Source organism: Lutibacter sp., assembly GCF_040883305.1.
Lineage (GTDB): Bacteria > Bacteroidota > Bacteroidia > Flavobacteriales > Flavobacteriaceae > Lutibacter.
The window spans coordinates 1-10464 of sequence record NZ_JBFLKT010000213.1 but is presented as its reverse complement, the minus strand read 5'-3'; the positions used below and the strand labels follow the sequence as shown (position 1 = coordinate 10464).

Sequence of the window (10464 nt, the reverse complement as noted above, 5' to 3'; positions counted from 1 at the left end):
AGATATTATAATTAGCTATTTTATGAAAACGTTAAATAGGTTAATAGAATATAAAATCCTACATATTTAATATAAGGCTATATTTTTTGTAAATTTGCAAAACTTAAAAAAATCAAAATGGCAAAATTTGAAGTAAAACTTCCAAAAATGGGTGAAAGTGTTGCAGAAGCAACCATAACTTCTTGGTTAAAACAAGTAGGCGATAGCGTTGAACTTGATGAAGCAATTGTAGAAATTGCGACAGATAAAGTAGATTCTGAAGTTCCAAGTGAAGTTGAAGGAACCTTGGTTGAATTGTTATTTGAAGCAGATAGTGTAGTTAAAGTAGGTGATACTATTGCAATTATTGAAACCTTAGGTGAGAATGAAAATGATAGTGTAAAAGAGGTAATTGCAGAAACTACTAATGAAGTAATTGAGAAAGTTGAGAATGATGTAAATCAAGCCATTGAAAACACAAGTATTGAAAAAATTTCTCCATCTGGTAAATTTTATTCTCCATTAGTTAGAAATATTGCCGAAACAGAAGGTATTTCAATGGAGCAATTAGAAGCTATTGTTGGTACTGGGAAAGACAATAGAGTAACAAAGAATGATATTTTAGCTTATTTAGAAAGTGGTAAAACAGAAGAGCAACCAGTTGTTAAAGAAGTGGTTATTCCTAAAGTTTCTCCACAGTCAACTCCTGAAAAGAAAGCTATGCATGTTAAAGCAACAACTCCTGTTTCAGTAAATGGAGGAGATGAAATTATTGAAATGAGCCGCATGGGTAAATTAATTGCGCATCATATGGTTGAGTCTGCTCAAACATCTGCGCATGTACAATCTTTTATTGAAGTTGATGTTACCAATATTGTAAAATGGAGAGATAAAGTTAAAGATAAATTTTTTGCGCGTGAAGGAGAAAAAATTACCTACACGCCAATTTTTATGCAAGCAGTCGCAAAAGCTATTAAAGAGTTTCCTATGATTAATATTTCAGTTGATGGTGATAAAATTATCAAAAGAAAAAATATTAATTTAGGTATGGCAGCTGCATTAGCTGATGGAAATTTAATTGTACCTGTAATTAAAAATGCAGATCAGTTAAATTTAGTTGGAATAACAAAGGCTGTAAATGATTTAGCGTTTAAAGCACGAAATGGAAAACTAAGTCCAGATGATATTCAAGGAGGAACTTATACAGTTACAAATGTAGGAAGTTTTGGAAGCGTTTTTGGAACTCCAATTATAAATCAGCCTCAAGTTGCAATATTAGCTTTAGGTGCAGTTAGAAAAGTTCCTGCGGTTATTGAAACACCTGATGGTGATTTTATTGGAATTAGACATAAAATGTTTATTTCTCACTCTTATGATCACAGAGTTGTAAATGGCGCTTTAGGAGGAATGTTTATTAAAGCAATTAAAGAAAGTTTAGAAGCTTGGGATGTAAATGCTGAATTTTAATATATAAACCTATACTAATAGGATTTTTTAGAGATGTTGGGTTTCAATTTCAACATCTCTTCATTTTTAAAAGGTTTTTTACATTTTGCTTAAAATAAGAATATTATGATTGATGCTATTAAATTTATAGATTACGTTAATTTTATAAAAGAGGCTTTAATAAATAAAGGAGTTTCTAATTTTTGGGCCGAAACGATAAATTTAGTAATTGTACTTGTCTTAATTACTTTAGTTGCATATGTGCTTGATAGAGTTTTAAGAAAAATAATTATTAAAGCTTTTGATGTATTCTCAGTAAAAACAACAACCACCTTTGACGATTTTTTAGTGCAAAGTAAATTCTCCAGATATTTTGCTCATATTATACCGCTGTTATTTTTAAAAGGTCTAGTACCATTAGTTTTAACAGATTTTCCATTTCTTTTAAGGAGTTTTAATGATGTTATAAATATTTATGCAGTAGTTCTATTTGTAAAAATTATTAGAAGTTTTGTAAGATCTACACAAAGATATTTAAGAACTATAGAGCGTTATAAAGATAAACCTTTAGAAAGTTATGCACAAGTTGTAATGATCTTTTTATGGGGATTATCATTATTTTTTATTGTATATCAAATAACAGGAAGGGATATTTTAAGTTTTGCAACGCTGGGTGCTGCTTCCGCTGTAATATTACTGATTTTTAAGGATACTATTTTAGGTTTTGTGGCTTCTATTCAGGTCTCGGTTAATGATATTGTAAGAATTGGAGATTGGATTGTTTACAGTAAATTTGGAGCAGATGGTACTGTAACAGACATAAACTTAGCAACTGTTCGTGTACAAAATTGGGACAATACATTTACTACAATACCAACATATAGTTTAATTTCAGATTCTTTTCAAAACTGGAGAGGAATGCAAGAATCTGGAGGAAGAAGAATAAAAAGAGCAATACTAATTAAACAATCTTCTATAAAATTTTTAAAAGTAAATGAAATTGAAGATTTGAAAAAAATACATTTGGTATCAGAATACCTAGAACGAAAATACAATGAAATTACAGAACATAATAAAAAAATTGGTGCGGATAAATCTGTTTTAATAAATGGAAGAAACTTAACTAATTTTGGTGTTTTTAGAAAGTATCTAGATGCTTATTTAGCACAAAATTCTAATGTTAGCAAGGATTTGTTTTCTATGGTAAGGCAATTGGCGCCAACTTCAAAAGGAATTCCATTAGAAATTTATTGTTTTAGCAGTAATAAAGAATGGGCAAATTATGAGGCCATCTTGTCCGATATTTTTGACCATATTATTGCAGCAATTCCTTACTTCGATTTAGAAGTTTTTGAAGAACCAACAGGTAAAGATTTAAACGCTTTTGTAAAACAAATTCAGAAATAGATAGTAATTTTATCATCATTGTGACTGAAAGGAAGCTATCTGTCGCTTCTAACAACAGATTGTTTCCTTTCAGTCGAAATAGTAGTAAAAGAGTATTGATCACGCACTTTTACTAAAAAAAGCTTAACAAAAAGACTATTATTAGTGCTCTTGTATTCCATATTGCGGATTCTCTCTTTCGTATTTACAGCAACCATGTAAATTATTATAAGCTTCGTCTGTAGCTTTTACTTTTTCCGTATCGTGCCCAACAGCTGCAATATTTTTATGAATAGTAAGTTCATCAACTTTACGTTCGTCCATAATTAAAGATAATTGATGCGTTTCAATGCTCCAACTGCAAAATTTTACGCCTTTAGTTTTTAAAACGGCTTTTTCTATTCGATCTTTGCACATTTCACAAATACCATTTACTTCAAAAGCAATTTTAGCGTTTTTATTTTTCTTTTGTGCTTGTGTTGAAATTCCTATAAATAGAATTGCAATAATTAAGATTGTCTTTTTACTCATATTGTTTATATTTATGTTTCTGTATTCGTGATTTCTCTTTGAAAAGTTCATTTTTAAAATTTATTTATTCAATATTAAATCTAATGCCTGTATAATACATTGCACCAAGTACTGAAGAATATACAATACTTGAGTCAAAATTTGTACCAAATGGATTGTCAGCGCCTAAAATTGGTGTTTTTTGTTTGTGATTGGTTAAATTTTCTCCTCCTACATACCATTCAAAACGAGGTGAAAAAACTTTAGTAATCTGTGCATTCATACTAATATGTGTAGCTGCATATTCTGGCAATTGATAGTTTGAAGTATAAATGCTTGTATCTGGTAAACGTTGTTCACTTTGCCAATTATAGGTATAATCAAATTTCCAATTTCCACCTTTTTCAGTTTGATGTGTTTCAAAAGATAAATTAGTAAAAAAGCGGTTTTTAGGTTGCATTGGTTGTTGTTTTGAACCAGAAATATAGCCGTTTTTTATATCTTGATATTTATAAGCAGTTTTTATACTAAAATGTGTAAAAGGACTATAATTTACTTCAACTTGAAAGCTATTTGCTTTACTGTTTGATGTTGCATTGTAAAATGAAATTTCTGAAGGATTTTCCATATCCACAATAATTTGTTCGTTAAAATTTGTTTTATAAAAATCAAAAGTAATGTCTCCTTTTCTATTTAAGAAGTCAAATTTTTGAGTAAATGAGGCCCCATAATTCCAAGCGATTTCAGGATTTAATCCATAATATTCACCATTATTATCAGTGATTTTTATAGTTCTATTTGTTCCAAATAGCCATTGGTTTTCAGCAAAAAGGGCAGCGCTCTTTTTTCCTCTTCCTGCAGAAACACGAAAAGTTCCCGTTTCCCAAGGTGTATATTTTACATGTAAACGAGGCGTTATAAATGTTGCTAGTAAATTATGATGGTCCATTCTAATTCCAGCAGATAAACTTAAATTATCTAAATTATCATAATTATATTCAAAAAATGCGCCAACAGATTTTTCGTTTCGTTTGTAATTTGTTGTAAGAACGAGTTCATCAAAATTATCGAAAGTGGTGCTAATTCCAGCTGCAAATTTATTACGAGTATCTGAAATTATAGAATTGTAAATTAAATTGGCATACACACTTTTATGATTTATCTCATATGCTTTTAATCCAAAATATGAATCTTGATTGTGGTAACTGTATGCCACTTGTAAACCAAAAGTTTTGTAAGGTAATTCCGGAAAAACATAACCTAGTTTTGCTGAAGTTTCAAAGCGTTCCGTTGCTATTTCACTTCCCCAATATGTAGTAGTGTTTTTATGAATGTCTGGGTTAAAATCTAGTTCTCCAGTTGTTTTGGCATCATTTAAATAACGTAAATTTATAAAACTAACCCAGCCTTTTTCCATGTCAGTGTATTGCCAACGGTTCATAATATTCACTTGTTTTGTAAGAGGAGTATCTAAAAAATTGTCGTTATTATTATCAATTTTTTTATCTCTTATATTTCCATGAAGATACAAACCCGTGTCCCATTTGTCAGAAACTTTTGTGTTAAAATGCGAGTTTAATTCCAATCTTCCGTTAAGTGAACTATAAGCATTTACAAATACTTTTTTATCGGTAGAAGGTTTTACCAGTTCAGCATTTATTTGCCCTGTAATACTTTCATAACCATTTACAACACTTCCTGCTCCTTTAGTAATTTGGATACTTTCTACCCAAGTTCCAGGAGTAAAAGTTAATCCATAGGTTTGAGCCGCACCTCTAATATTTGGAATATTTTCTTGAACAATTTGAATATATGGACTTGTTAAACCCAACATTTTAATTTGTTTTGTTCCGGTTAATGCATCAGAGTAATTTACATCTATAGAAGGATTGGTTTCAAAACTTTCAGCCAAATTACAACATGCAGCTTTTAAAAGTTCGGCTTTGTTTACATTAATTATGTTCTTTACAACATAACTAACTCTATTAGAGCTTTTTCTTCTGGTTTGGATACTAACTTCATCTAGCTGGTTATCAGCAACTAAAATAACAGTTGCTTTATTTGAATTACCTATAGTTAGTTTTTGTGTTTTATAGCCAATATAGCTTACAACTAATTCCTTGTTACTTTCTATTGTTTTTATTTCGAAATTCCCTTTTTCATCAGAATTTGTTCCTATTTGGGAGTTTTCCCAATAAATATTTGCACCAAAAATGGGTGCATTATTTGTATCTAAAATTGTTCCTTTAATAGTTTCTTGACTGAATGCTATAAAGGGAAATAGCACTAGTAATAAAATAATATGTTTTTTCATTTATACTTTCTTAATAATTGATAAGTTGCCAATAGTTGCATAAAGGCTTTTAAGATTCTTTTAAAAAAGAGGCTTGTATCAGATTAAGAATGTTTGAAAAAGTACTTGTTTATTTGAAACAAGTGTAGGAGGAGAAAAATCTTTATAAAATTTAATTGTAGTGTCTACAGTTATTAATTTCTCTATAAAGCTAAAATAAAAGGATGCTAAAAATAACGTTTGACTTTTAGCTATTTTTTTTGAACTTGTAGTGTCAAAAAGTTGAATATTTTTTAGTGCTGTTTCATTTTTACAGCAATCTTTTTTAGAAAAATTAAGATTATTTGATTTTAGAGTTGTTTTAGAATCACAGCAATTATCAACCTTTTCAGTAGAAATTGCAACTAAATTATCACCACAAAAATGTTTGTAAATAGAAAAAGATGTTGTAGATAACAATAAAATTGTTACCATTAAAACCGCTGCTATTTTTCTAAATAAACCTTTCATAAAAAGCAAAAGTACAATTTAGCGTTAATATAAATAGTTAAAATTATATAAAATTAAATGTAATTATTTTTCATTTACCTTTAAACGTGCAGTTGCTGTTGTTAAATCTTCAGAAAAATTATTTTCTAGATATTTTAAATAACCAGTAATTGCAATCATTCCAGCGTTATCGGTGGTAAATTCAAATTTGGGAATATAGGTTGTCCAACCATACTTGTTTTCAGTTTCTTTTAGCACTTTTCTAATTTCAGAATTAGCACTTACACCGCCGGCAATTGCAACATGTTTTATGCCTGTTTTTTTAACTGCTTTTTTAAGCTTGTCAAATAAAATTTCAACAATTGTAAATTGTATTGAAGCACAAATATCATGGAGGTTTTCTTCAATAAAGTTCGGATTTTCTTTTACTTTTTTCTGAATAAAATATAAAATACCTGTTTTTAAACCGCTAAAGCTAAAATTTAAATCCGCCATTTTTGGTTTTGTAAATTTAAAAGCCAGTGGATTTCCAAGTTTGGCATATTTATCTACTAATGGTCCGCCTGGATATGGTAACCCTAAAATTTTTGCAGATTTATCGAAAGCTTCGCCAACAGCATCGTCTAAAGTTTCGCCAATTACTTCCATAGCAAAGTAATCTGTAATTTTTACAATTTGTGTATGGCCGCCACTTATGGTTAAACACAAAAATGGAAACGGTGGTTTTTGCTGATTTTCTTCATCAATAAAATGCGCTAAAACGTGTCCTTGCATATGATTTACAGCAATTAACGGAATGTTTAAAGCCAGTGAAAGTGACTTTGCAAAAGAGGTTCCAACCAATAAAGAACCCATTAATCCAGGTCCGCGTGTAAAAGCTATGGCATTTAAGTCTTTTTTGTCGATATTTGCCTGTTGAATTGCCTGTTGAATTACAGGAACAATATTTTGTTGATGTGCACGTGAAGCTAATTCAGGAACAACACCACCATATTTGGCGTGAATTTCTTGGTTTGCTACAACATTTGAAAGTATTTTTCCGTTGCATATAACAGCAGCACTTGTATCGTCGCAAGAAGATTCAATACCGAGTATGTAAATTGATTTATTTTTAATCATAATTTAACAAATAAAGGCACGAAAATTGCCATAAAAAATGCAAATTTAGCGCATATCAAACGAATAAAAAAAATAGGGCTTAAAATTTTACTGATACTGCTACTTTTTTTAGTAACAGTAAGTTTACTATTGTCTATTCCAAAAGTACAAACTAGTTTAGGGAAAACTGCTACAAATTATTTAAGAAAAGCGTTTAATGTTGATATTAATATAGAAAAAGTAAATTTAGCTTTTTTAGGGGATGTACAATTAGATGAGATTTTTATTAGAGACCACCATTCAGATACGCTGGTATATGCTAAAAACTTGACAACATCTATATTTAGTTATAGAAATATTTTAAATAATAAATTAGAATTTGGTCAGATTTCATTAGAAGATTTTATACTAAATATTAAAACCTATAAAAACGAAGAAGATGATGCACTAACTGTTTTTGTTGATAAATTTGATGATGGAACTGAAAGTGATCAGCCTTCAGATTTTTTATTAACTGCAACTAAATTAAAATTAAAAAAAGGTTATGTTTCAATATCAGATGAAAATATTGAGAATGATAATCCCTTGTTTTTTAAAAATATAACTGGTGAAACTGAAAATTTTAAAGTAGCGGGTCCAAATGTTTCTACCGAAATTAAAAACCTTAGTTTTATTGAAAATCATAATTTAAAGGTTGAAAGTTTAGCAACGGATTTTACCTACACAAAATCTTTTATGAGATTTAAAAATACTGAACTTAAAACGGCTTCATCATTAATTTTGGCGGATATTGAATTTACGTACAATCGCGAAGATTTTTCAGATTTTAATAATTTGGTAGCAATAAATGCCAATGTAAAACAGGCAGCTATTTCTCTTTTAGATTTAAAAAGTTTTTATAGTGAATTTGGAACAGATGATGTGTTGCATTTTTCAACTAATATTTCTGGAAAATTAAATGATTTTGTTGCGAGTGATTTACAACTTAAAACTGACAAAAATGCACTTATTTATGGTGATTTAAATTTTAAAAACATCTTTAATCAAGAAAATGGTTTTTCAATGAATGGAGATTTTACGAATTTAACTTCAGACTATAATCATTTAAAAATAATGTTGCCTAAGGTTTTAGGAAATACATTACCATCAACATTTAAAAAATTAGGAAGATTTACTTTAAGTGGAAATACATATATTACTTCAAAATTGATTGATGCACAATTAACACTAAAAACAGATTTAGGAACAACAATTTCTGATTTGGTTCTAACAAATATTGACAATATTGACAATGCTTCGTACAAAGGATATGTTAAAGTTGAAGATTTTAAATTAGGTCAAATTATGGGCGATAGCCTTGTAGGTTTGCTATCTATGGAAGCCAATATTGATGGAAGCGGATTTACATTAAAAAATCTAAATACCTCAGTTAAAGGAAAAGTATCTAAACATCAATATAAAAATTACACCTATAATAATATTAGTTTAAATGGTATTTTTAAAAATATGCATTTTGATGGTGAAATGGAAGTAAATGATGATAATATTAAGTTGAATTTTAATGGTTTGGCAGATTTATCTAGAGATATTTATACATTCGACTTTAAAACAACTGTAGATTATTGTGACTTAAATACGTTAAATCTTTTTAAAAGAGATAGTATTTCAAAAATAAAAGGAGATATAGATATTCAAGTTAAAGGAAACTCTTTTGATGATTTGGTGGGAACTGTTGATTTTAAAAACTCGTTATACCTCAATCAAAAAGGGAATTACTTTTTTAAAGACTTTAATATAACATCTTCATTTTCAGATAGTATTAGAACAATTACTATTAATTCTTCAGAAATACTTACTGGAAAAGTTGAGGGTAGATTTAAATTTAACGAATTAGGAAAATTAGCCCAAAATTCTATTGGTAGTATTTATTCAAATTATAAACCATTTAAGGTAACACCCAATCAAAATTTAAATTTTAGATTCAATATTTATAATAAAATTGTAGAAGTTTTTTATCCTGAAGTAATTTTAGCTCCAACAACAACCATTAGAGGAAACATTAATTCAAATGATAATTTGTTTAAATTAAATATAAAATCACCTAAAGTTGAAGCTTTTACTAATGTTATTAACGAATTAAATTTACAAATAGATAACAAAAACCCATTATTTAATACACAACTTACTATTGATGAAATTAAATCTGATTATTATGATATCTCCAAACTTCATTTAGTAAACATAACATTAAGTGATACGTTATATTTTAGAACCGAATTTGAAGGAGGTAAAGAAAATACTGAAAAATTTGACCTCTCTTTTTATCATACTTTTAATAAGGAAAATAAATCGGTTTTTGGGTTGCAAAAATCAAACTTTATTTATAAAAATAATATGTGGATTATTAATCCAGAGAACAATTTAAAGAACAAAGTTGTATTTGATAGCAAAACAAAGTTATATTCCATCGATCAGTTTTTAATTGCCTCAAAAAATCAGAAAATTGAGTTTCAAGGCACCATGCAAGATACCATAAGTAAAGATTTTAAATTTAACTTTCAAAATGTTAAACTTTCAAATATTACACCAGATGTTGATAGTTTAAAGTTAAGAGGAATAATAAATGGAACCTTAAATTACACTCAGTTAAACAAGCGCATAAAACCAACGGCAAATTTAACCGTATCCGATTTTAATATTAATAATTCGTACCAGGGAGATTTAAAAGTAGGTATAGAAGGAAAAAATTCAATGACAGAATATGCTTTAAATGTGTCATTAAAAAGAGATAATAGCATTAATTTTTCGGCAGTTGGAGATATAGATTTTACTCCTAAAAAACCAATTTTAGATGTAGTTGTAGATTTTGAAGAATTTAAACTAGATGCATTTAGCCCACTTGGAGAAGATGTTTTTAACAATATTAGAGGCTTTGCCTATGGAAATGTTAATGTAACAGGACAACTTAACAACCCAACAATGACGGGTGAATTGTATTTAGATCAAGCAGGACTTTATTTTCCATATTTAAATGTAGATTACCTTTTTGAAGGTACAAGTGTTATTACATTAGAAGACCAAACTTTTAACCTAGAAGATGTTCAAATAAAAGACACTCAACATAACACAAAAGGTGCTTTGAAAGGAACAATATCTCATAAATACTTTGATAATTGGGCTCTTAATTTAGATCTAATTACCAAAAATTTATTAGTGCTAAATACAGAAGAAGAAGAAACCTCTTTATATTATGGTACAGGTTT

7 protein-coding genes are annotated in these 10464 nt (G+C 28.6%); 3 read left to right on the top strand and 4 right to left on the bottom strand.

Annotated elements, in window-relative coordinates; genetic code table 11:
• Positions 1–117: 117 nt before the first annotated feature.
• Both AB1Z17_RS06750 and AB1Z17_RS06745 read left to right on the top strand, forming a co-directional pair.
• On the top strand, positions 118–1446 hold the full coding sequence (locus tag AB1Z17_RS06750) for a dihydrolipoamide acetyltransferase family protein (RefSeq protein ID WP_368051031.1): 1329 nt from the start codon (positions 118–120) through the stop codon (positions 1444–1446).
• Between the two features lie 105 nt (positions 1447–1551).
• Positions 1552–2832, top strand: a complete 1281-nt coding sequence (locus AB1Z17_RS06745; protein WP_368051030.1) for a mechanosensitive ion channel family protein — start codon at positions 1552–1554, stop codon at positions 2830–2832.
• Positions 2833–2973: 141 nt separating this feature from the next.
• Here AB1Z17_RS06745 and AB1Z17_RS06740 read toward each other — a convergent pair whose 3' ends face one another.
• The 4 genes from AB1Z17_RS06740 to tsaD all read right to left on the bottom strand — a co-directional run bounded on the left by AB1Z17_RS06740 (position 2974) and on the right by tsaD (position 7219).
• A complete protein-coding gene (locus tag AB1Z17_RS06740; protein ID WP_368051029.1) occupies positions 2974–3393 on the bottom strand; it encodes a heavy-metal-associated domain-containing protein in 420 nt (139 codons plus the stop codon).
• Between the two features lie 13 nt (positions 3394–3406).
• A complete protein-coding gene (locus AB1Z17_RS06735) occupies positions 3407–5635 on the bottom strand; it encodes a TonB-dependent receptor (RefSeq protein ID WP_368051028.1) in 2229 nt (742 codons plus the stop codon).
• Between the two features lie 78 nt (positions 5636–5713).
• The gene (locus AB1Z17_RS06730) at positions 5714–6124 is read right to left on the bottom strand and encodes a hypothetical protein (protein ID WP_368051027.1); all 411 of its coding nucleotides are present in this window, start codon (positions 6122–6124) and stop codon (positions 5714–5716) included.
• Positions 6125–6187: 63 nt separating this feature from the next.
• Positions 6188–7219, bottom strand: coding sequence for a tRNA (adenosine(37)-N6)-threonylcarbamoyltransferase complex transferase subunit TsaD (tsaD, locus tag AB1Z17_RS06725; protein ID WP_368051033.1), 1032 nt, complete (start codon positions 7217–7219; stop codon positions 6188–6190).
• A gap of 132 nt (positions 7220–7351) precedes the next feature.
• Between tsaD and AB1Z17_RS06720 the strand changes: the two genes are divergently transcribed.
• Positions 7352–10464: translocation/assembly module TamB (locus AB1Z17_RS06720; RefSeq protein WP_368051026.1), on the top strand; the 3113-nt coding region annotated here is incomplete at its 3' end.